Genomic DNA, 23,581 nt, shown 5'->3' on the forward strand with positions numbered 1-23,581 from the left:
TTGATCATCCATTTTTCTTTACATAATCTCCAGATACAGTCCATATCAACTATAGATTCTTGGCTTATGCTAAATGTAATCAAAAAGCAAGTAGATAAAGATAATGACTAAAACATTAACTCTAGATACTTTTTTGATGAATATTACAAATAAACAGGAGGTAATGAAAAATGATTAAAACATTATTAGCAGGAGCACTTTTAAGTACAGGATTGGTAGCGGGAGGTGCAGTAGGTGCAGATGATGCGAAAATGGACAATTTAAAGTCAAATGAAGATAGTTCAAATCAAGTAATTACACAAAGTGCAGATGGAACAACGTCTTTCTCACAAAACTTTGATTTACCTAAAGATGCAGTGCCAGCAACTCCTAAAGAACATGCAAAAACTGTTGAAAGAACAGAGGGTACAGGTTCTCAAGAAGGAAAAATGGTACCAACAAAAGAAGGTACAGATTCTCAACCTGGATTTGAAATGGGAGCCCCTGAAAAACCAGAACATGCAAAAACTGTTGAAAGAACAGAGGGTACAGACTCTCAAGAAGGAAAAATGGTACCAACAAAAGAAGGAAATTAAATAATATATAGTTATAACGAAGAGCATCCAAAAAGTGGTGCTCTTTTTATATTATAGGGATCAACTGGTTTTACTCAATATAGAACTGTAGCGGGAATTCAAGCTAGAATATGGGTTACTGTCTCTTCAAATCATGGTGTTTGAAGCGCTAGTTTTGGTGGTAACGTTACAACATAAACATTTTATTAGAGATTTTTTGAATTTACATACACTCTAGATAAACTACATATCAACTTCAGATACTTGTTTTATGATACAAGTAATCAAACAAAAGGAGGGCAATACAAAATGATTACAACAGTATTAACAGGGCACTCTTTTAAGTACAGGAGATTATTAAAAGGTGGAGAAAATGTTGAAGATGTACAGACAGATAAACATATTCCATATGAACAAAATGAATTGCAGCAAACTCTAGAAAAGTACGATTCGAAGAAATTTGAGTTATAAAAAGAAAATAGATAAATATAGTGAAAATAGATAAATTGACAAGAGAAAAGCACTTTGTGTATATCACAGGTGCTTTTTATTTTCATTTTGATATAGGGCTTGAATTAAATTTTCACACTAAAATATATACGGCAAAAAGGGGGGAGTTCATTGCACAAAGTTATTTATGGAATATTAATTTTAATTTATACTTTGTATTCATTTTTTGTAAGTGATGGAAGTGAAGTAAGGTTTATTATGGTGTTAACTATAGTACTTATCTTTTCTGTGGTTTTAGAAAAAGGAAATGCAAACAAAACGACTGATTAAAGGTCTTTTTGTTTGCATTTTTTAGTTGGCTATTAAAGTCCAGATGTTTTAGGGATAGCGCCAAATCGCCATCAAGCTTAAAGAACGATTTATCCCCAAACAATAAAAACGAGCTTTTTATTACAAGCTAGCACCAAATTTCGTTTTTGGGACACTATTAAATTTTTAGTTGATGAAAACACCCGCCTAAAATAGAAAACTTTTGACCTAGTATCATTTATTCCGTAGCTTTTAAGGTATTTAACACGACTTTGGTTGCGTCTGCAATAAGTTTATCATCGTATTTAGCATCTTCTTTATCATGATTAGAAAGTATAGCAAGAACAATCGGCTTTTTATTTGGTGGCCAAATAATTGCGATATCATTTCTTGTTCCGTAAGATCCCGCGCCTGTTTTATCAGCTACTTCCCATCCTTTTGGTACGCCCGCACGAATCAATTTATCTCCAGTTGTATTTCTCTTCATCCAATCTACTAATAGTTCACGTTTTTCTATTGGAAGTGCAGTTCCTAATGTAAATGATTGAAGTGTCTTAGCTATCGCTTCTGGTGTACTGGTATCATGTGTTTCTCCTGGATGCACTTCATTTAATTCAGGTTCAAATCGTTCTGAAGTAGTAACAGTATCTCCTATTTCTTTCAAGATTTTTTCAAATTCAGAGGGCCCCCCTAACTGTTTAAGAATCAAATTATGTGCTGTGCTGTCACTATATCGAACAGAAGCATCTGCAAGTTCTTTTAACGTCATTCCTGTATCAACATGCTTTTCAGTAATTGGATTATAATTAGAAAGATCTTCATGAGTATACGTAATCCTTTGATCAAGAGCTTCTAATGAGTTCTTGCGTAAAAGAGCGCCCACAGCTAATGATTTAGATGTAGATGCAAATGCAAAACGATCATCTGAATGATAAGCAACAGTTTGATTTGTACCTGTGTCCAGTGCATAAATACCAAGCTTAGCATCATATTCTTTTTCAAGCTTAGCGAAAGATTGATTACCTGTATTCTCTTGTTTAATTTGATTAGCTTGATTCGTTTGTTTAGGTGGTTCAGATTGAGTGTTACTATTGGAACAGCCTATAAGTGATACACATGAAAGTAATACTACAGGTACAATCTTTTTGTAATGTAAAATGTTAAAGAACTTGTTTAAAACGAACATAAATTTTCAACCTCTTTCAAGAATATATGGATTTTGTCTAGGTATTCTAAATACCAATGCAATTAAGGATGGCATAGGGTAACAATACTACTGCAGCTAAAATTTCACAGGTTAAATGACATCCAAAACGTTTATCCCGCTATTCGCCGGGCAGTAAGACCCCCACCTCAAAATTCAGCGGAAGCAAAGAAGTTAGGCAGGGGTCGGGCTGCCCGTAAAAGCCCGATTGGTGAGGGCTGATAATCAGCTGGGGATGAACAAAACCCCCACTGATTAAAGTTTCACTTTATATGATTGATAAGTCACGGTTTGGGTTGTTTCTTTTTTTTTTCACTTGTAATGGTTCACCTGTGAAAGTATTAAACTTGTAATACTTAACCGTAGTATTACGATGCATTTTTTTCACTTTTTGGGATAATAACTCCTTTCTTTTTTTGGTAATACATAAAAATAGATGTCAAACGGGATATGTTGTATCCAATCTGGACAACTAATGTTAGAAATACACTTATTAGACACTCTAAGGGATAAATTTGTTCCACTTTAAGATGAGGAAGAATTTGGGGCTTGTAAAATAACAATGGAACTACGTGTTTTTTCGTCATACAAAAACCTCTACATATAAGTAGAGGTTTTTAAATTATATATGAATGAATTATGCTTTTTTAGATAAAGCAAATTGAGTTCAGTTAAACGAAGAACATAGCATACGTAATTTTAACTAGATTTATTATTAGCTAGTTTATCTCCACCATTAAGCTCCGCCTCAATCTGCGAAGTCTTCGATGACTCATCCATACGCCAATACGTAATAAAGCTTATCGCGATACATCCAGCTACGTAGAAATAGAATAGTGATTCCATTCCGATACTTTTTAGCCATAATGCGATAAATTCCGCTGTTCCGCCGAATATCGCAACGGTTAGAGCATATGGTAAACCTACGCCTAGTGCGCGAATTTCAGTTGGGAAGAGTTCTGCTTTTACAATTGCGTTAATGGATGTGTAACCAGTAACGATAATGAGACCGACCATCATGAGTAAAAATGCCACCATTGGGTCTGTTGTTTTTTCCATAAAGAAGAAGATTGGTGCTGTTAGTAACGTTCCGAGAATACCGAAAGCCATTAATAGTGGGCGGCGTCCAATTTTATCGGATAATAGCCCTGCAATTGGTTGAAGTACAACGAATATAAGTAGTGCGGCAAAGTTAATCCAGCTTACAACTTCTTTCGGGAGACCGACTGTGTTTACCATGAACTTTTGTAAATATGTTGTGTACGTATAGAATGCAACAGTGCCTCCTAGTGTTAGGCCGACTACTGTTAATACTGCTTTCGGGTGTTTCATAAGAGCGCGAACGGTTCCTGCGCTTTCGCGGTTTTTCGATTCCATATTTGAGAACTGCTCTGATTCATCCATTGTACGTCGAAGCCATAATACAGCTACTGCTCCCATCGCACCAATAATGAATGGAATACGCCATCCCCAAGCTTTCATATCTGGTTCGCTTAGTAATTGCTGAAGAACAATTTGAACGCCTAACGCAACCATCTGTCCAGCAACGAGCGTTACATATTGGAAACTTGAATAAAAACCACGGCGACCACTACTAGCCATTTCAGATAAATACGTTGCGGAAGTTCCGTACTCTCCGCCAAGTGATAATCCTTGCAGTAAACGGGCAAGAACTAAAATAATTGGTGCCATAATACCGATGCTTTCGTAACTCGGTGTACAGGCAATAATTAAAGAGCCACCGGCCATAACCGTAATCGAAAGCGTTAATGCTGCCCGGCGTCCGTGCCGATCTGCATATCGTCCCATTAGCAAACTGCCGATAGGGCGCATTAAAAATCCGACTGCGAAAATAGCGGCTGTGTTCAGTAATTGACTCGTTGGATCTCCTTTAGGAAAGAACTCTGCTGAGAAGTAAACAGCGAAAGCAGAGTAAACGTACCAGTCGTACCATTCAATTAAATTGCCAACGGAACCTTTAAAGATATTGCCGGCGACTCGGTTAGATTTTGCTTGAGCCATAATAATTCCTCCTCTTGCTTATAAATAAAATGATAATTATGAAAGCGCGTTCAATATAGTTGAATTGTACTGTCCTTGAATTGAAATCTCAATATTATGACAATTTTATTCTTTTTGTACTTTATGTACATGAAGGTTTTTATAGTTGATTCATTTTCAGTTTTGTCATAATAATAGAAAAAGGAGATTGATAGTTTTGAATATTTTATCAAAGGATATGAAGTATGAAAAAATCACGCAAAGTGTCATTACAAACGAAAATAGTAAGCTTAATTATCGCGTTAATTTTATTTGTCGTTCTCCTATTAACGGGAATATTTGTTTACATTCAGTCCGTTGATACGAAGCACCAAGTGGAACAGCTAGCACTGCAAACGGCTAAATCTCTTTCTTTTATGCCAGCTATAAAAGAGGCTTTTCAAAATAACGAGCATAAAAGTACTATTCAATCCATTGCGGAACAAGTTCGCGAGCAAGCTGGTGCGGATTATGTAATTGTGGAAGATCGTTACGGGGTTATGTATTCGCATTCTAATTCGGAGCTAATTGGTACAAAGAGTAACAATCCATATAACTATGAAGCACTCACTTTTGGTGGTTATTATACGCTCGAAGGAAATGGTGCAAGTGGACCAGCTTTAATGGCGAAAGCACCCATTATTGTTCAGAACGGAGACTACGATCAAGTAGTAGGCGTTGTAACAGTAGAGTTTTCAATAAAAGGTATTGAATCTAACATATTGAGTAGAACGAAAGAAATCATACTATTTTCCTTAGCGGTATTATTAGCCGGCATTGTTGGGGGAATTCTTTTAGCACGTAGTATTAGGAAGGATACACTTGGTTTGGAACCGAATGAAATCGCAGCGTTATACCGGGAACGAAGTGCAATACTACTATCTATAAAAGAAGGAATTATCGCTATTGATCAAAACGGTTTTATTACGATGATGAATACGTCGGCAGAAGAAATGCTTCATGTAAATGGTGATTATATGCAGCAGCACATTTTAAAAATTTTACCTGATTTTAATATGGGGAGAGTACTAGAAAACGATCAAGAAATCGCGTTTCAAGATAAAGTGTTTATTTTAAACATGACACCAATACTCGAAAATAACAGTACGGTAGGCGTTGTATGCAGTTTTAGAGATAAAACAGAACTGCAAAATCTTGTTAACACAATATCTGAGGTAAGGAAGTATTCAGAGGATTTACGCGCTCAAACGCATGAATTTACAAATAAGCTTTTCGTCTTATCAGGATTACTTCAGTTAGGGCACTACAGAGAAGCGATTGAATTTATCCAGCAAGAATCTAATATTCATCAAAGTCAAAACCATATTTTATTCCATCAAATTCATGATGCGAAAGTACAAGCTATTTTATTAGGAAAACTCGGAACAGCGTCTGAGAAGAAAATTGATTTTCATATTGAAGGAGATAGTGCGCTTCATCCGTTACCAGACCATATAAAAGTTTCGCACCTTATTACGATACTCGGAAACATAATCGATAATGCGTTTGATGCAGTGAGTGGGCAAGAGGAGAAGAGTGTTTCCTTCGTTGTTACGGATATTGGACACGATATTGTGTTTGAAGTGATAGATAGTGGAGCAGGAATACCAGCAGAAAAAATCGCGACCATTTTTCAAAAAGGATTTTCAACGAAAGGAAATGATCGTGGTTACGGACTAGCAAACGTGAAAGAAATGGTAGATCTACTAGAGGGAACAATTGAAATTCAAAACGAGAAAAATGGGGGAGCTATTTTTACAATTTACCTTCCGAAAACATTGAGAGAAAGTACATAACAAACAGGGGGATGGGCATATGTTGAAGGTTGCAATTGCAGAAGATGATTTCCGCGTCGCGCAAATTCAGGAAGAGTTTTTATCAAAAATAAAGGACGTAAAAGTGATTGGAAAAGCATTGAACGCGAAAGAAACGATGGAACTACTACAAAGGGAAGAAATCGATTTACTTCTATTAGATAACTATTTACCAGACGGAATCGGAACAGACTTATTGCCAAAAATTCATGCTGACTTTCCAAACGTCGACGTCATTATGGTTACTGCGGCAAATGAAAACCATATGCTAGAAAAAGCAATTCGAAACGGTGTAAGCAACTACCTTATAAAACCAGTCACGTTAGAAAAATTTGTTCGCACAATTGAAGACTATAAGAGAAAGAAGCAATTATTACATAGTAACAATGAAGTGAATCAAACACTTATCGATAACTTCTTCGGTACTTCGCAAACACAGGACATAAAAAACTTACCGACAGGTGTTGATCCGTTAACACTGCAAAAAGTGAAAGGCATTATAAAAGGATTCGAAGAGGGCATTACAATAGAAGAAATGGGAGAACAAATGGGGGCCTCCAGAACAACCGCCAGAAGATATTTAGAATACTTAGTAGCGACAAACGAATGCACAGTAGAGTACACATACGGCATTATCGGACGACCAGAACGAAAATATCGAATAGGACGAGGACTATGAAAAAACGATTATTACTATGTATATGGATCATGACAGGAGTAATAGCTGGTTGTTCTTCGGAAAAATCCCATACGAATAAAGTGAACATCGACAAAGTAGAAATCGTTGCGCCAAACGTTCAAGGAGCAGGATGGGACTTAACAGCACGAGCGATGCAAAAAACACTGACAGAAGAAAAAATCTTCACAAAACCAATCATAGTCACAAACAAAGTAGGTGGCAGCGGTGACGTCGGATGGAAATATACGAAACAAAAAGGTGGTCACGTACTGGCGATCAACTCAAGCTTACTCATAACGAACAACCTACTAGGCCACAGTAAACTAACATATAAAGACTTCACGCCGCTCGCGACACTCGCATCAGATTGGGAAGTCGTTGTCGTATCAAAAGACTCAAACATAGAAAACGCAAACGAACTAATGGAACAACTAAAACAAGACAAGAAAAACTTCAAAATCGGCGTTGCCCCCGGCCTAGGAAACGACGATCACCTATCATTCGTACAAGTAAGCAAAGCCTTCGGCATAAACCCTGCCGAACTACAATTCTTCGTCTACGAAAACAAAGAAAAAATCATAAACGCCCTAACGAACAAACAAATCAATGCCGCAACCATGACCCTATCCGAAGCCGAAAAACAATACAAAACCGGCAAAATAAAAATACTAGCCGTATCAGCAGAAAAACGACTAGATAGACTGCCAGAAATTCCAACTTGGAAAGAGCAAGGAGTCGACGTTGTATTCCAGCATTGGAAAGGGATTATGGGACCGAAGGATATGACTGAGGAAGAGGTTGCTTATTGGGATGATGTGATTAAGAGGATGGTGGAGAGTGATAGTTGGAAGGGGATTTTGAGGGAGAGGGGTTGGAATTCTTATTATAAGGATAGTGGGGAGACGAAGGTATTTTTGGAGGAGAGTAGTGGGTGGTATGGGGGATGGTTGGTGGAGATAGAGGAGATAAGTAATTTTAGTGCTTTGTACTTATAAAATATCGATATCATTCTTAGTATATACATTTATATAAATATTTCCTTTTATAAAAATAATGCGTTATTATAATTTTATAAGTTAAGATAGAAAGGGAAATAAAATGGATGTTAATAATATAGAGTTACCAGAATCATTAAAAGAAGTACTTTGGGACGGGTGGGTACTCCTTGGTGTCATATTTATTATATGTACTCTGCTTGTAATTATTAGATCTTATATACCAGATGATATTCTACCTATAATTAAAGGTGCTATAGCATTAGTTATTTTAGGTGGGATATTTTATATAGGTTATTAAAGTAATTATTATGGTTTATGAGTGAAAAGGAGTTAAGATGGCTAAGCGAAAGAAAAAGAAAGATGAATCAATATTGGGAACTTTACTAGTTATGACGTTTTTCGGAGTGTTGTGGAAACCGGAATTTTTAGTACCGATAGTAATGGTATCTGCGGCAATTATATTATTATATATGTATGTGAATGTAAAAAAGCTAAGAGAACTTCGGCAATCAGGAATTTATGATATTGATAAAATGAGCGGACACCAGTTTGAAAAATATTTAGGAAGTCTATTTCCGGCTTTGGGTTATAAAACAGAGATTACTAAAGCATCTAACGATTTTGGTGCAGATTTAATTTTGAGAAAAAATGATAGAAGAATTATTGTACAGGCAAAACGCTATAAGAATAACGTTGGGATTAAATCTGTTCAAGAGATTGTTGGTGCAAAAGAATTTTATAAAGCTGATGAAACATGGGTTGTTACAAATAGTGAATTTACAGCCGCAGCATATAAACTTGCTAAAGTGAATCAGGTTGTATTAATTAATCGAGAGAAACTTATTAAGTTAATTAATCAGGGCAAACGAAAAAAGAAAAATTAGGGATATAAAAGGTTAGGTATAGACTGATGGAAAAGGCACTATGAAAAGTGTCTTTTTTGTTTTAGATATAGAAAAATAATCCAGAAAATTTATATTTTAGTATATAATTTAAAATGAGAATAGCGTGTAATAATATTTTTAATAGCAAAAGTGAAACTTTGATAACTTTTTAGTATTTTAAATTATTTATTATTATATATTTATATCTAGTTTTTATGGATTTACAACGAGCATAATATGAAAAAAGAGGGGATTCTTGTGGGTTTACAAATTATACCGAATGATTTGCCAAGCTTGACTCCAGGTGAGAGAAAAGTACTGGAAAAGGTTCGGTCTTTATATAAAGATGTGCAAAGAGAAGCATATTTATATATTCAGCCAAGAATTAGACATTTAGAACCTGATTTTATTTTAATTGATTCACAAAGAGGTGTAACAATCTTTGAAGTGAAGGATTGGGAACTTTCTTACATTAGTAGAGCAGATAGAAGAAAAATAGATTTAGCAGATGGGAAACAGGTAGATAATCCGTTTTGTAAAGCTAACTTATACCATACTGCAGCACAGAGATTATTTAGTTTGCAAGATGTTTTAAAAAATGAACGGAACGAATTAAAGTTTAAATTACATACTAACGTTATATTTCCGTATCTTCATTCTAATAAGATTGAAGAGAGTGGATTAGATCAAGTATTTAATCAGCCACCAGCGCAGTGTATTTCATCTGACATGTTAAGTACAGTAAATATAAATCAATTATTTAAAAATGAATTTAGTTTCGTAGAAGAAGATGAAATTATTGCAATACGAACACTGTTATTTCCAGAAATTAAGGTTAGTTGTAGCGATAATCAAATCAGTACAAAAGAATTAATTACAGCACTAGATGCAGAGCAAGAGCGTTTTGCAAAGCGTGTACCGTACGGTCACTATATGGTAACTGGAGTTCCGGGTAGTGGAAAAACGGTTTTATTGCTAGCTCGTGCAATTCATCTAGTACGTGAACATCCAGAATGGAAAATAAAAATATTAACGTATAATAGGTCGTTAAAAACAAAAATTGAAAACAAATTGAATTCCTTAGCAGCTGATCTTGCCTTTATGAATGTGCGCTTGGAGAATATAGACGTTAGCACTTTTCATAAATTTGCGCTAGATACAGCAAGTATATGTGTACCCCCAAAAAATACAGTGAAATGGTGGAATGAAGAATTGCCGGAAGTAGCTATACAGCGAGCGCAATCATAATATGATGCTGTTTTAGTGGACGAATATCAAGACTTTCTAGATGATTGGATTCGATTATGTGTGAAGTCTTGTAAAGAACATACCTATGTTAATAATCAAAAGGAAACTGTTACTGGGATAAATTTATTTTTAGCGGGAGATAGACTACAGAGCATTTATAATAATTCAGATCATAGTTGGAAGAGCTTAGGTATTGATATGCGCGGGAGAAGTTCTTTATTAAAGAAATCTTATCGTGCCGGTAGTCAACATATAGATTTAGCCCTTAATTTCTTGAAACAAGAAAAGAAATTGGAAGAGGAAGTAAATAAATTTTATTGTCCAATGAGTGAACTATCTTTTGAGAATGAAATGAAAGATGGAGTTAGTTTTATTGAAGGATCATATGAAGATATTAGTAATAAAGTTTACGAGCTTATTAAGCGCGAGGGCTATAAGCCAGAAGATATATTAATTTTGTGTAGAGAGGGGAAAGATTGTGAGAGTATACAGAAGAAATTACATCGTGAGATACGTCAAAAAGTAAAAGTTACAAAAAATATTACTGAAGGACATTTGATTATAACGACGTATCATTCATCGAAAGGTCTTGAGGCACCAATTGTATTCTTAATGGATGTAGACAAGTTTGAGAGAATGCAGCTTGAACAAAATGATATTAAACTACGCAAGTTACTATATGTAGGCATGACAAGATCATCTGAGCATTTATACATTCATGCTAGAAGTTATGATAAACCTTCCTTTGGACAAGTATTAAGGAACGAAATATCTTGAAAACACCCTTGAAAATCTAAAGAGGAGTATAATTGGACTGAATGAAAAAATATTAAAGGTGTAGGACGGGAGAATTATGATGATACATACTTTAGTAAGAGGACAAAAGATAGACGTTACAAAGAATCATCCAGAGATCAGAGGATTCCTGGTAGATTTAACTTGGGATGCCCCAATGAATATGGATGTAGATGCATCAGCTTTTTTAGTAGGTTTTAACGGGAAAATTACTAAAGAAGAAGATTTTGTTTTCTATGGACAACCGTATTCTAGTTGTCGATCTGTTCAATTGAATCAAAATATAACAAATGGAAGTAAACAAAGATTTTCAATAGATTTTACTCATATAAAAGATGAAGTCCAAAAGATTGTATTTTCGATTACAATTCATAATGCTGAAGAGAAGAAACAGGCGCTACGAGAAGTTTCCCATATTCAATTGAAAATAAGCAACGCACAATCAGGATTAGAGATTATTCATTTTCCTATTACACATCCATTTACAGATGAAAGTGCCATTATTGTTGGAGAGTTATATCGACATGGAGGAGGATGGAAGTTCAATCCTATTGGAGCTGGCTATTTTGGTGGATTAGCTGCATTGTGTACAAGTTTTGGAATAGAGATCGCAGAGGATGAAAAACAAACTGCGCCTCCTGTAGAGAAGAAAATAGTTCCTACTCCGCCTCCAGTACAAAAAACTATTAATGCAGTGAAGGTTGAATTGAAGAAAAAACAATCTATAAATATACAAAAATCTAAAATGGTAACAGCTACTTTAGAGTGGGAAACAAATAAAGATTTAGACTTATATTGTTTTTATGTAACAACTAATGGAGAGATAGGAAAGGTTTATTATAAACATTTAGGTTCTTCCAAAGTGTCACCTTATATTGTGCTGGACGGTGATTCGCAAGAACCAGGACAAGAAACAATCCGTATTTATCGACCAGAAGCTTTAAAATATGTTTTATTTGCTGCATATAGCGCTGTCGGAAATGGAATAGGTAGTTTCTATTCTATGAAGGCCAAAGCTGTTGTTGATAATCATATGGGGAGCGTTGTAACAGCACCGTTATTAGAAATAAATGACCATGCTTATTGGGTGTGCATTGCGCATATTGATTTCACCAATTCAAATGAGATGAAAATTTCACATGTAGAAAGTTACTCAAAAGACCATTCAGAGGCTTCACCACTGTTGTACGAGAACGGGAAGTTCCGAATGGATGTTGGGCCGATTGAATTTAAAAATGAAGAGGATTATCAGAAGTATTTTAAATAATAGAGTAAAAAATCATACATCATATTGTATGATTTTTCTTTTATACATAGTTTGGTAAAATAGTAGTAATTGTAATTAATTGTAACGGTGGGGATGAAAATGTTAGATCAACTCATAATTGAATTGGCTAAATCAAAAAAACAGGTTGAAGATATAAAAGGTAATAAATCTTATTTGATTATAAATAAGGATGATGAAGGGTTATACGTTGAAACTAAACTTTCACTTGAGCAATATGAAAAGGGCGAGACAGCAATATCTTATTTTAAAGTGAGTTTTGAAATTCTTAAAAATGCTTGGGAAAAACTTATTGATGTTCGTAAGGTAAAGCATGAGGATTTTGGGCAAGTGGGAGAATGTAATGCTTTCTTGGTAGCTTTTTTTTCTCAGTTTCCATTTGTGAATGTGACTGGATCGCGAGCTATTACATTTAAAGAGTTTAAAACAGATAATCTACCAAGTGAAAAATATGATAAAGTCATGCTCTTTTTAGAAGAGATAATGAATGGTACATATAATCCGAGTACGTTACGTGAACAAACGGATGAGAATTTATATAGAGTGAAATCTAACGCGCGCCAGGATTTGAGATTATTAGGATTTTTGAATGAATCTCATGAAATGAACAAGTTTCTACTAAACGAATATGTTCAATCTGAAGATAAGAATGCCTATATAGCACAGCTAGTTTTAAGACAGGAATATTTCCGTCATGCTTTATTTGTTCTTGGATTGCTAGAGAAATATTCAAAGGGTGAAAGGAAAGAAGCTCTAGTTGATTTTGGCATGACGATTGTCCGAAATTCAATAGGAGATAATTTGATGGTTGAATCAGTAGCGAAGCGGCGAACAAATAACCTACTAGATTGGCTTGAACAAGTAGGACTAATTAATGATGAATGGATTCCTGTTGAACAATATGCAAAAGACGATGGAGAAAAGGGCGGTAGTATGAACAGTAATTTACGTGAAAAGTTTTTAACGGTTCTGAATGAGTATTTACAGGCAAGAACAGAAAGATTTGCGGGTCATAAGATGGGATCGTTTGTTAGGAATGAAATGACAACGGAAATAACGAGATTACCATTTATTGATCATAGTCAGTATGTTGTTACAGGGTCAGTTGGACAAGGGAATTGGGCTGCTGTTCCATGGCTTGCGATTATGAATAAAGATATTACGACATCTACGCAGAGAGGTTATTATATCGTTTATTTGTTTAGTGAAGATATGGAGCGATTATATTTAACGCTGGCGCAAGGTGTGACGGAAACAACTAAAGAGGAAATGCAAAAAATTAAAGAAGAGATTCGCGAGCAAATACATATGTCCCAAAAGGTGAAAAAAGATGATGAGATTTTCCTTGGTACAAGCTCAAAAGCGAAAGGATATGCGAATTCGACAGCGGCTTATATTGCGTATGATGCTAATAAAATGCCAAATGAAAAAGAGTTAGTAGAAGATCTAGAAGAAATGTTTCGCTATTATGAGGGATTCATAGCTTATAAAGAGGAAGGAACGAAATATGAAATGGTTTATGAGAGGAAAGAAGTGTATCTAGATCAACAATCAATTATCGATCATGTGTCTTCTTATATTCAAAGTAAAGGTTTCTTTTATGAGAAAAAGTATCTTATTAATTTCTTCCTTTCATTAAAAACAAAGCCATTTGTAATTTTATCAGGTATTTCAGGTACAGGAAAAACGAAAATTGTTCAGTGGTTTGCGGAGAGTTTAGGGGCTACGGAAGAGAATGGACAATTCACGCTTATTCCGGTTAGACCTGATTGGAGTGATAGTTCTGATTTGCTTGGCTATGTGAATCTTCAAGGCGAGTTTCAAGAAAGACCGTTAATTAAGGTGCTTGAAGCTGCAGATGCAAATCCAAATAGGCCGTATTTTGTAGTGTTGGACGAGATGAACTTAGCTCGAGTGGAATACTACTTTAGTGATTTCTTAAGTGTAATTGAAAGTCGTAAATGGAAAGATGGAAAAATTGTTACGTCACCAGTACTTCCAGAATCAATTACGAATAAGCGCGTTATAATTCCATCAAATGTATATATTATCGGAACGGTAAATATGGATGAAACGACACATCCGTTAAGTAAAAAAGTATTAGATCGTGCGAATACAATTGAGTTTAATACCGTTAACTTAAAATATTTTAATTTCTTAATGGATGTAGAAGAGAAGGAAGCTGAAATTGCTTCAAATCGCTCTTTAGAAACTGAGTATCTTCATCTAAAGGAATGTTTTGAAGAAAACGAAGATCTTGTGAGAAATATATCGAACATTTTAATAGAAATAAATAAAATACTTGAATCAGTGGGTGCTCAAGTTGGATACCGTATACGAGATGAAATTTGTTTCTATATGGCATACAACGAACAAGGAAAGTTATTGTCGTTCGATGAAGCACTTGATTATCAAATATATCAAAAGATTTTACCGCGTCTTGCAGGAAGTGATGGAAGAACAGAAGAGGTATTAAAGCAATTGTATGTATTATGTGCAAATGAAGAATATGATAGTGGCAATAGTGGTGCTTCCTATGCTAAATATCCTCGTTCAGCTAACAAGTTGTCTTATATGTTAAGGAGGTTCGAGTATGATGGTTTCACCTCTTTCTGGATCTAATAATGAGATAGAGCTAGTTAAGATTGAAACAGAGGAGCTATCATTAACGATTAAAGGAAATCCTTATCATGAAAAATACGAGAGTTTAAAAGAATATCACGCTATGAGTGCGGATGAAATGATGTATTTTCATGTAGATGGTAAGACAGAATCCGTTGCCGTATTTGATGCGAGATTGCAGAGATTAGATAAATGGAACGAACATCCGCCGATCTTTTTTGAAAATAGAAGTTATCAGCTTGTTGTTGTTTCGAAAAATAACAAGCAGCTCTCCTTTTATCATGAACATCCAGGATTTCGAAAACAAGTTAGTTCCATTCAAATGGGTTCACTTCACGTGTTAATGGGAAATCTTTCTTTTCCGAATGAAGTAGGAAATACAACGTTTGAAATTAAAGATGATAAAGAAACTTTATTAACCGTTACATTTGAAGTTTTCCCAGTAAAACTTGATTATAAGGATGATTACAAAGCTTTATTAGATGAGGTAAATGATGAAATTTATAATTTAGCGTTTCATCTACTAAAGAGAACTTACTTAGGAGCATCTGCAATTTACGCTACAAATCCATCGAAAAGTGAATTTTATCGTATTTTAAATGATTCCTTTGAGCGATTTATGAAGTCGATCTCTCATATAAAAAGACAACCGCATCATACACTTATGACTAGACATCAACTTGTACGAGGAGAAAAAATTCGTAAATTGGATTCTGTCGGAATGAATTATTTGCGAAAGCGACCACACTTACTGCAGGGAGAAAATAATATACCGACTAAAGGCATTACAGCTTATAAGGAAGTTTCATATGATACGTTGGAAAATCGATTTGTTAAATGGATGATTCAAAGAGTTGTACATAAAATAGATGATTTACTTAAGGCGTTAGAGCCAAAGTCTAGATATACACGTGGTGAAACTGATGAAGATTTGCTAGAACGTGTAAAAAATATGAAGTATCGAATGAAAAATGAATTGAACGATCCATTTTGGAGAGGGATTGGAAAATTAGATCGATCAGTTTTTTCACTCGTTATCCAAATGGCAGCAGGCTATAGAGATGCGTATCAAATTTTCTTAATGCTATCGCGAGGTTTAACATTACGAGGACAAATTTTCAAAATGTCGGTAAAAGATGTCGCAAGGTTATACGAATACTGGACGTATTTAAAACTCGGACAAATTCTATCTAAAAAATATATACCGCTCCATCAAGACGTTATTCAAGTTAAACAAGATGGTTTATACGTAACGCTTGATGAAAGTAAAACTGCAAAAAGAACGTTCAAACATCCAGAAACAGACGAGGTAATCGAACTTTACTTCCAAAAACGAAACGGTAGACTGCCAACAGTTACACAAAAGCCAGATACGATGCTCGCTATTGAGAAAAAGGGGAAAAACTATCAATATCAATACATTTTTGATGCGAAATACCGAATTGATTTTGCTGAAAGATCTCATTATAAAAGGAAGTATGGCACCCCTGGTCCAATGGAAGAAGATATTAATACAATGCACCGTTACAGAGATGCATTAGTTGTAGAACAAGAGGGACCTTTTGAGCGAACAGCTTACGGAGCGTACGTACTATTTCCGTGGAACCAAGAGGGAGCATATGAGAATCATCCATTTTATAAAAGTATCGAAAAAGTAAATATCGGTGGATTCCCATTCTTACCAAATGCAACAAGACTGGTCGAACAATTTCTAGATCATCTCATTGAAAAAAGCCCAGAAGAAATTATAAGAGAAGGCATCCTTCCAAGAGGAACAAAAGAAGAATGGGACTCTTCACTAGAAGAAAAAGTATTAGTAGGTAGCGCAAAAACTGAAAATGACTATGAAACATATAGGAAAGAAGGCTTATATCAGCTACCGGTCACACAGCTAAAACCAGGATGGCAAGATGCGAAGTACATTGCATTATATGCACCGAAAAAATGGCACGGAGAAAAAGGTGGCATTCAATACTTCGCAAAAATTAAACACATTCAAATGCAACAAAACGATGAGTATGTACATTTCGAACTAGAGCCATGGAAAAAACTAGACCACCTCATCCGCCCAGTAGGATATGGCATTCAAGCATACACAATAACAACTATGTCGTTATTAAAAGAAGTACAAGAACTCCCGGAGCTCTTCATGAAATCAAAAGAAGAAAGAACTCTTTGGAAAACACTGCGCCGTTTTACGAAGCAAGTTAAGGTTGAGCTGGATCATCGCAATTTAGACGAGGCCTCTTCTATTAAGAGTTATTATGTGCAGGATGTTCAGATTTGGATTGATTATGAGAATGGGGTTGTTATGGTGGGGAGAGATGGGCTAGTTAAAGAGGTTGCTTTGGAATTGGTTGTTGGTAGGAGTTCGGTGTTGTTTAGGGAGGTTTTAGAAGTGCTAAATGTTAAAGAATAGCACTTAGATACAAAGGTGATTAAGTCATGGATAAAGGCCAAATTTATTTTTGCATGGAACTAATGATTTTAGGTGAAGTGGAGAAACCTTTAAATATTATAGATAAATATTAGTTGGATAAAGTGTATTGTTAGCTATGGGAAGAAGAGCATATGAGGTATATGCTCTTCTTTTTATTTGTAAATAAAGTGGATGTAAAATTAAAATGATGACCTCCACCCTGTCAAGGTAAAGGTCATATTTTATTTATATTGGTGTTACTAAATTTAATCTATATAATCCTCTTGCATCTCCCCCAACGTCACCCCCTAACCTAAAGAAGACAAATCAAAAAGGGGGGACGAAACCAACCATGAAAACCACCACAAAAGAAAAAAGAAACACCATCATCATGCTACTACTCTCAGCCACAATAGGAATCTTTTCACCACTACTCATGTACATCACGCTGGCAAGGAAAAATGAAGTGTACAAATACCATTGCCGAAAAGCATTCAATTTTCATTTGTTAATCTTTCTTCTATTTAATATTAGTTCGCGTATTAGTGATGTTTTGTTTTGGATCGTATTTGCTTTTGAGGTAGTTCAAGTGATCATTGTTGCGTGGAAAGTAATACGCGATGAACCATATCGTTATTTCATTCGAATTCTTTTATTTAAAGAAGATAAGTATGTCGTGGAAGGAGAATAGGTGATGAAACAAGAAGTGGAGATAAGGGGAAAGCGAATTTTTATTATGTTCGCAGTGTTGTTTATTGCGATTTATATCGTTTTACGAAAAAGAAAGTATGGGTACTTTTATGATGGTATTAGTGAGTATGAAAATCGTTATAGAGGTAATGCTCCCTGTTTATTGCTTGTTGTAGGTTTGCTTCAATATTGTAGGCAGAATGAGATGAGTTTTTCTCGTATGCTTCAGTATGTGAAAGAGAAGTTATCGGAGTAGGTGATGATATGGCATGGATGATTAGTGAGTTTGCAAGTGTTGGGGATGTTACGGTGCGGACGCTTCGTTATTATGACAAGATTAATTTATTAAACCCAAGCGATTATACTGAGGGTGGGCATCGGTTATATACGAAAGATGATTTGTATGTGCTTCAGCAAATTCAATCGTTTAAGCATCTCGGTTTTTCGCTTGGCGAAATTCAAAATATTATATTGCAGCGTGATATAGAGACGAAAGATTTTTTAAGACAAATGCATTTTCAAAGGGAATTGCTTTTGGCGGAGCAAGAAAGAATTGCGAAGGTGCTTTCGCATATGGATGAGATGATGAAGAAGTTCCAAAAGGAAGAACGAGTGGATGTCGCTTTGTTTTCTTCGTTTTTGCAAACTTTTATATGGGAGAAAGAAAATAAGGAATGGTTAGAGGAACACTTTTCAACGGATAGTGTTCGAGCGTTTTATAATAATAAGGAACTAAAAGAAAAGTTTGACCGGCGTTTTATGGATGTGATAGGGGAGTTGAAAAAGTATAAGGAAGAAGAGAAGGATCCGAGTCATCATGACGTTCAAGTTACCTTGAAGGAATTTTTGAATGTAATAGAAGAGGTAACGAACTATCTTGATGCACCTCAAAGTGATATAGAGGATATAATCCAAAAATCAAACCTCCCACTATCCGAATTCCCAACCCTCTTCACAACCGAAGAAGAAAACTATATAAAAGAAGCAATTCAGCAGTTTAACCCCTAGTTAAACTGCTTTTCCATTATAATAGAAGAAAAATCAAACGGAGGGAAATTCCCATGCCAACCTACAACAAACTAATCCGAAACAAAATCCCACAAATAATAAAAACCAACGGAAAAACACCCACAACAAGAATCCTACCCGAAGACGAATACATAAAAGAAATCTGCAAAAAAACAGAAGAAGAACTAACCGAATACCTAGAAGCAACAACAAAAGAACATAAACTCGAAGAACTATCCGACCTACTAGAACTAATAAACGCCCTAGCCGAACACGAAGGCACAACACTAGAAGAAATCAACGACATCCGCAAAAAGAAAGCAGAAGAACGAGGCGGCTTCTCAGATCGAGTCTTCCTAATGGAAGTAAACGATAACTAACCCCTCATAAGCCCCTTCCAAGCCCCTACCAAGTAATAAATCACTAAGAAAAAACACAACAAAACAAAAACACCAACAAACACCGTAGTAGTAGTCAAAAAAAAATTTGAAATAACACGCCAAAAACCTGGCCCTCCTCCCTATATATAGTACAAAGAGGAATTTTTCATTTTGAATGAGGACGGGAGGAACTTTGATGGCGGTGTATCGTAATGTGCAGGTGAATTTTTGGCAGGATGATTTTGTTTTGGATTTGACGCCGGAGGAGCGGTATTTTTATGTTTATTTGTTAACTTGTTCGAAGACGACGCAGTGTGGGATTTTTCCGTTTCCGAAGCGGTTAGCTGAGATGGAGACTGGTTATAACAGGGAGACTGTTGATAAGCTCTTGCAGCGCTTCATTGATTATGGAAAGATTCTTTATGATGCGGAGACGAGGGAGTTATTTATTTTAAATTGGCTTCGTTATAATCCTGTGACGAATACGAATGTGGAGAAGTGTGTGCTTCGTGAGCTTAAGGGTGTGAAGAATAAGGAGTTTGTACATATGTTTCTTCAGAAGTGCGAGGAGGAGGAGCTGAATGTTCCGATGCTTTTAGCACATTTCGGTATGCCAAGTGATTTGGCTGTGGATGATGTAGAGCCGGTTTGTGAAGAGGTAGAAGAAGAGGTAGAAGAAGAGGTTATAGAGGAAGAAACGGGAAGTCGTGTGTTTTCTTTTTATGAGCAACATTTCGGTAGTTTGTCTCCGCATACTGTGGAGGAACTGAGTGCGTGGATGGAAGATTTGTCAGAGGAGCTTGTGTTGAAGGCTCTTCAAATTGCGTTTGAGAATAATAAGCGGACGGTTGCTTATGTGAAGGGGATTTTGAGAGGGTGGCACGGGAAAGGGTTTACGAAATTGTGTGAGGTTGAGGCCGATACGGCTCAGTTTCGGAAGAAGGAGTCGTCTGTTAGTACGGGGGAGACGGAGGAGTTTTTGGCGAGGTGTGAGGAGTGGGAGAAGAATGCGCCGTCTGAGGAAGAGTTGCAGCGCTTTTTAGCGGAACGCGGGTGGCGGCCATGAGTATTCAAAATGTGGAGGCGGAAAAGACGGTGCTAGGTTCTCTATTACTTGATGGAGAGCTTATTAAGGAGTGCCGTTTGACGGAGCAGTATTTTTCTATGCCAGTGCATAAGTCTATATTTCAGTTAATGCGAAAAATGGAAGAAGAGGGGCAACCGATTGATCTTGTGACGCTCATTTCTAGGATAGATCCGAATTTTTTGAAGGGGATCGGAGGAATGGAGTATTTTATAGGGTTAATGGATGGTGTGCCTGCGACTAGCAACTTCTCTTATTATGAGGGGCTTGTTCGAGGTGCCTGGAAGATGTATCAGGCTGGTGTTCTTGGGCACAAGATGGGAGAGCGTCTTATTACGGAGAAGAATGAGAAAATTATTGGTGAGACGATTACGGAACTTTGTGAGTTAGAGGAAAAGGACTGTGTATGTGAGTTTGATTTGAAGGATGCGTTAGTTGGTTTGTATGAAGAGCTTCATCAAGATACGAAAGAGAATACTGGTATTGAGACTGGTTATACATCGTTAAATAAGATGACGTGCGGATTGCAGGAAGGTGATTTTGTCGTTCTTGGAGCGCGTCCTTCTATGGGAAAGACTGCATTTGCGTTAAATGTTGGACTGCATGCGGCGAAGTCTGGAGCGGCAGTTGGATTGTTTTCGTTAGAGATGAGTAGTAAGCAATTGCTAAAAAGGCTGGCGTCTTGCGTAGGTGAAGTGTCAGGAGGTAGGCTGAAAAATCCGAAGCATCGTTTTGCGATGGAAGACTGGGAAAAGGTGAGTAAGGCGTTTGCGGAGATCGGTGAATTACCGCTTGAGATTTACGATAATGCAGGTGTTACGGTGCAAGATATTTGGATGCAGACTCGTAAGTTAAAGAGGAAGCACGGTGATAAAAAGCTTTTAGTTATTGTAGATTATTTGCAGCTCATTACGGGCGATCCGAAGCATAAGGGCAATCGATTTCAAGAGATTAGTGAAATTTCTCGTAAGCTTAAGTTGTTAGCGCGTGATTTAAATGTTTGTATAGTAGCGTTGTCGCAATTGTCTCGTTCAGTAGAATCACGTCAAGATAAGCGTCCCCTTTTGTCTGATTTAAGAGAGACGGGACAAATTGAGCAAGATGCGGATGTCATTATGCTTATGTATCGTGAGGATTATTACGATAAGGAAACGATGCAGAAAGAGATGACGGAGATTCATGTGGCGAAGCATCGAAATGGGCCTGTGGGTAGTTTTAAGCTGAGGTTTTTGAAGGAGTTTGGGCGGTTTGTGGAGGGGAATAGTTAAAAGACTGGAGTATCACTTTGTAAATAAAATAAAGCATAAGTGTTCCATTTCATTAACTTATGCTTTATTTTTCGATTCTTTGAATATGTTTCTTATTTTTCCATAAAGAAAGATTTTCGCTCTGTAGTAATCCATTGCTGCAAATCATCTTGGCTACGTCGGACAAGTCGATTCACTAAAACATCATGCCATACATAATCCTCTAATAAGTATATATGAACGGGGTCATCTGTATAAAAAGCAACATTACGCTCTTCAAGTGATGGTCCATAAATCATCTCTTTAGAATCTATCGATAAAATAAACCAATGTTCTGTAGACAGGGTTTCTGTATAAGGTGTTATACGATGGGCTTCTAGATTTTTAATGGGATTTTCAACATGCAGGGTAATACCTTGTACTGTAACTTTATCAGCTACCTCAGATAGTTCCTCTTTTAACGCTTCATACATCTCATCCCACATTGAAATGACAATACGTTTTTGGGCTTTTTTTATTAATGCCTGACAGTAGCTAATTATTGTTTTATTGTCTTTTAAAGTAATCACTCGATTATCTGTTTTTTCCTCGAAAGTTTCTAGTTTTTTTAATGAATCACTGATTACTTCATAAGTAGACTGCCATTCTGATTGCGCCTTTTGTAAAAAGATTTCAACAGGTAGAGGTGAATAGCGAGTGGTGTCATTTATTTCTTCCTTCATGACAATTCCTTTTTCTACAAGGTTACCCAAAATCTCATAAATTCGCGCTCTTGGGATACCCGAATCCTTACTCACTTGGTAGGCTGTGACTGGCCCCTGTTTAACAAGAGATACATAAGATTTAGCTTCATATTCATTAAAACCAATTTTTTTAAGCTGTTGCACTATGTAGTCCACTTTTTTCGTCCTCCGATGTTTGCTTTTATATTTTAACGTTACAATAACTCTTTACATATAGCAAATCATTAGTTACTATTCAAATAGTGACTAAGGGGAGGCTGATAAAATGGATCTTTATTTAGACCCATCAGTATTAATTATTTTGATTGCTTTTGGATTTTTAGCCGCATTTATTGATTCAGTTGTAGGTGGTGGAGGACTCATTGCCTTACCCGCTTTATTATTTACAGGATTGAATCCAGCAAGTGCAGTAGCTACGAATAAACTAGCGTCGACAATGGGGTGTGCAACTAGTAATATTGTGTTTTATCGTTCTGGTAATCTTGATTTGAAATCGGCGTTTAAATTATTTCCACTCACTTTCGTAGGTTCCATAATAGGGGCATGGATCGTTCATTTAATGAACCCAGAAGTACTGAAGCCATTGATGCTGATCATGCTTGGTGCGGTTGCTATTTATACGATTTTCAAAAAGGATTGGGGTAGTGTTTCCACTCATAAGAAATTGTCTGGTCAACACTTCATTATTTTTACTTTTTTTATTTTTATTATTGGTTTTTATGATGGGTTTCTAGGTCCTGGCACAGGTTCGTTTTTAATGTTTTCTCTTTTATTTATTGGGTATGATTTTTTAAAAGCAGCAGGTAATGCGAAGCTTCTTAATTTAGGAAGTAATGTTGGTGCATTGTTGATGTTTATGTATGTAGGGCAAGTAAACTATGTGTATGGTTTTATAATGGGGATTGCTCAAATTGCTGGAGGGATTGTTGGCTCCAAATTTGCTATAAAAAAAGGAAGCGGGTATGTTCGTGCTCTTTTCATTACAGTAACTTGTTTATTGTTGGCGAAAAATCTGTATGACTATATTCAGTAAGTAATTTTGAACATTTTTTAGATGCTACCTTATTCGAAGATAGCATCTAAAAAAAGGCTCATTTAAAAGAAAATTTAAGTTAAGAGAATGAAAAT

General features: G+C 36.0%; 23 protein-coding genes. 20 read left to right on the forward strand and 3 right to left on the reverse strand.

All coding sequences use genetic code 11. The features are described 5' to 3' along the window. The first annotated feature begins 170 nt into the window (after positions 1 to 170). The 3 genes from KPL75_RS18800 to KPL75_RS18810 all read left to right on the forward strand — a co-directional run bounded on the left by KPL75_RS18800 (position 171) and on the right by KPL75_RS18810 (position 1,334). A complete protein-coding gene (locus KPL75_RS18800) occupies positions 171 to 575 on the forward strand; it encodes a hypothetical protein (protein WP_002064026.1) in 405 nt (134 codons plus the stop codon). A 288-nt stretch (positions 576 to 863) separates the two neighbouring features. Then, positions 864 to 1,025, forward strand: a complete 162-nt coding sequence (locus tag KPL75_RS18805) for a hypothetical protein (RefSeq protein ID WP_219917315.1) — start codon at positions 864 to 866, stop codon at positions 1,023 to 1,025. Between the two features lie 150 nt (positions 1,026 to 1,175). Further along, positions 1,176 to 1,334 (forward strand): hypothetical protein, encoded by a 159-nt coding sequence (locus tag KPL75_RS18810; RefSeq protein ID WP_002087303.1) that lies wholly within the window; start codon positions 1,176 to 1,178, stop codon positions 1,332 to 1,334. 217 nt (positions 1,335 to 1,551) lie between these two features. On the opposite strand, the gene blaIII is transcribed toward KPL75_RS18810, so the two are convergent. Beyond that, positions 1,552 to 2,499 (reverse strand): class A beta-lactamase BlaIII, encoded by a 948-nt coding sequence (gene blaIII / locus KPL75_RS18815; protein ID WP_078175225.1) that lies wholly within the window; start codon positions 2,497 to 2,499, stop codon positions 1,552 to 1,554. 717 nt (positions 2,500 to 3,216) lie between these two features. Beyond that, the gene (locus KPL75_RS18820) at positions 3,217 to 4,539 is read right to left on the reverse strand and encodes an MFS transporter (RefSeq protein WP_088291272.1); all 1,323 of its coding nucleotides are present in this window, start codon (positions 4,537 to 4,539) and stop codon (positions 3,217 to 3,219) included. Between the two features lie 224 nt (positions 4,540 to 4,763). Between KPL75_RS18820 and KPL75_RS18825 the strand changes: the two genes are divergently transcribed. From KPL75_RS18825 to dnaB, 16 genes are all read left to right on the forward strand, one after another. Continuing rightward, complete coding sequence (locus tag KPL75_RS18825) at positions 4,764 to 6,353, forward strand: ATP-binding protein (protein WP_219917316.1); 1,590 nt, start codon at positions 4,764 to 4,766, stop codon at positions 6,351 to 6,353. Positions 6,354 to 6,372: 19 nt separating this feature from the next. After that, positions 6,373 to 7,050 carry a response regulator gene (locus KPL75_RS18830; RefSeq protein WP_016094655.1) on the forward strand — a complete coding sequence of 226 codons (678 nt, stop codon included), beginning with the start codon at positions 6,373 to 6,375 and terminating at the stop codon, positions 7,048 to 7,050. Beyond that, positions 7,047 to 8,045 carry a tripartite tricarboxylate transporter substrate binding protein gene (locus KPL75_RS18835; protein ID WP_219917317.1) on the forward strand — a complete coding sequence of 333 codons (999 nt, stop codon included), beginning with the start codon at positions 7,047 to 7,049 and terminating at the stop codon, positions 8,043 to 8,045. The genes KPL75_RS18830 and KPL75_RS18835 overlap by 4 nt, the downstream gene beginning before the upstream one ends. Positions 8,046 to 8,148: 103 nt before the next feature. Then, positions 8,149 to 8,346, forward strand: a complete 198-nt coding sequence (locus KPL75_RS18840) for a hypothetical protein (protein ID WP_219917318.1) — start codon at positions 8,149 to 8,151, stop codon at positions 8,344 to 8,346. 37 nt (positions 8,347 to 8,383) lie between these two features. Next, positions 8,384 to 8,932, forward strand: a complete 549-nt coding sequence (locus KPL75_RS18845) for a restriction endonuclease (RefSeq protein ID WP_219917319.1) — start codon at positions 8,384 to 8,386, stop codon at positions 8,930 to 8,932. A gap of 258 nt (positions 8,933 to 9,190) precedes the next feature. Further along, the gene (locus KPL75_RS27460; protein ID WP_258236968.1) at positions 9,191 to 10,180 is read left to right on the forward strand and encodes a UvrD-helicase domain-containing protein; all 990 of its coding nucleotides are present in this window, start codon (positions 9,191 to 9,193) and stop codon (positions 10,178 to 10,180) included. 15 nt (positions 10,181 to 10,195) lie between these two features. After that, a complete protein-coding gene (locus KPL75_RS27465; protein WP_258236970.1) occupies positions 10,196 to 10,957 on the forward strand; it encodes a 3'-5' exonuclease in 762 nt (253 codons plus the stop codon). Positions 10,958 to 11,036: 79 nt separating this feature from the next. Then, a complete protein-coding gene (locus tag KPL75_RS18855; RefSeq protein ID WP_219917321.1) occupies positions 11,037 to 12,242 on the forward strand; it encodes a TerD family protein in 1,206 nt (401 codons plus the stop codon). A gap of 99 nt (positions 12,243 to 12,341) precedes the next feature. Next, entirely contained in the window at positions 12,342 to 14,882 is a 2,541-nt protein-coding gene (locus KPL75_RS18860; RefSeq protein WP_219917322.1) for an MrcB family domain-containing protein, read from the forward strand. Continuing rightward, positions 14,857 to 17,301 (forward strand): restriction endonuclease-like protein, encoded by a 2,445-nt coding sequence (locus KPL75_RS18865; protein WP_219921134.1) that lies wholly within the window; start codon positions 14,857 to 14,859, stop codon positions 17,299 to 17,301. The genes KPL75_RS18860 and KPL75_RS18865 overlap by 26 nt, the downstream gene beginning before the upstream one ends. Before the next feature lie 352 nt (positions 17,302 to 17,653). Next, positions 17,654 to 17,992, forward strand: coding sequence for a magnetosome magnetite crystal formation protein family (locus KPL75_RS18870; RefSeq protein WP_219917323.1), 339 nt, complete (start codon positions 17,654 to 17,656; stop codon positions 17,990 to 17,992). 3 nt (positions 17,993 to 17,995) lie between these two features. Next, entirely contained in the window at positions 17,996 to 18,247 is a 252-nt protein-coding gene (locus KPL75_RS18875) for a hypothetical protein (protein WP_144507759.1), read from the forward strand. Between the two features lie 8 nt (positions 18,248 to 18,255). Next, positions 18,256 to 18,999 (forward strand): MerR family transcriptional regulator, encoded by a 744-nt coding sequence (locus KPL75_RS18880; protein ID WP_219917324.1) that lies wholly within the window; start codon positions 18,256 to 18,258, stop codon positions 18,997 to 18,999. Positions 19,000 to 19,052: 53 nt separating this feature from the next. Next, complete coding sequence (locus KPL75_RS18885) at positions 19,053 to 19,379, forward strand: nucleoside triphosphate pyrophosphohydrolase (RefSeq protein WP_219917325.1); 327 nt, start codon at positions 19,053 to 19,055, stop codon at positions 19,377 to 19,379. A gap of 196 nt (positions 19,380 to 19,575) precedes the next feature. After that, positions 19,576 to 20,445: a DnaD domain-containing protein gene (locus KPL75_RS18890; RefSeq protein WP_219917326.1), complete on the forward strand. Its 870-nt coding sequence runs from the start codon at positions 19,576 to 19,578 to the stop codon at positions 20,443 to 20,445. Then, complete coding sequence (gene dnaB, locus KPL75_RS18895) at positions 20,442 to 21,731, forward strand: replicative DNA helicase (protein ID WP_219917327.1); 1,290 nt, start codon at positions 20,442 to 20,444, stop codon at positions 21,729 to 21,731. Before KPL75_RS18890 ends, dnaB begins: the two co-directional genes overlap by 4 nt. Positions 21,732 to 21,823: 92 nt before the next feature. Here the strand turns inward: dnaB and KPL75_RS18900 are convergent, their stop codons facing one another. Then, positions 21,824 to 22,609 (reverse strand): TrmB family transcriptional regulator, encoded by a 786-nt coding sequence (locus KPL75_RS18900; RefSeq protein ID WP_219917329.1) that lies wholly within the window; start codon positions 22,607 to 22,609, stop codon positions 21,824 to 21,826. A gap of 109 nt (positions 22,610 to 22,718) precedes the next feature. Here KPL75_RS18900 and KPL75_RS18905 point away from each other — a divergent pair, with 109 nt between their 5' ends. Further along, the gene (locus KPL75_RS18905; RefSeq protein WP_219917330.1) at positions 22,719 to 23,486 is read left to right on the forward strand and encodes a TSUP family transporter; all 768 of its coding nucleotides are present in this window, start codon (positions 22,719 to 22,721) and stop codon (positions 23,484 to 23,486) included. Positions 23,487 to 23,581 lie beyond the last annotated feature (95 nt).

The sequence above is a fragment of the Bacillus sp. NP247 genome, from assembly GCF_018966865.1.
Classification (GTDB): domain Bacteria; phylum Bacillota; class Bacilli; order Bacillales; family Bacillaceae_G; genus Bacillus_A.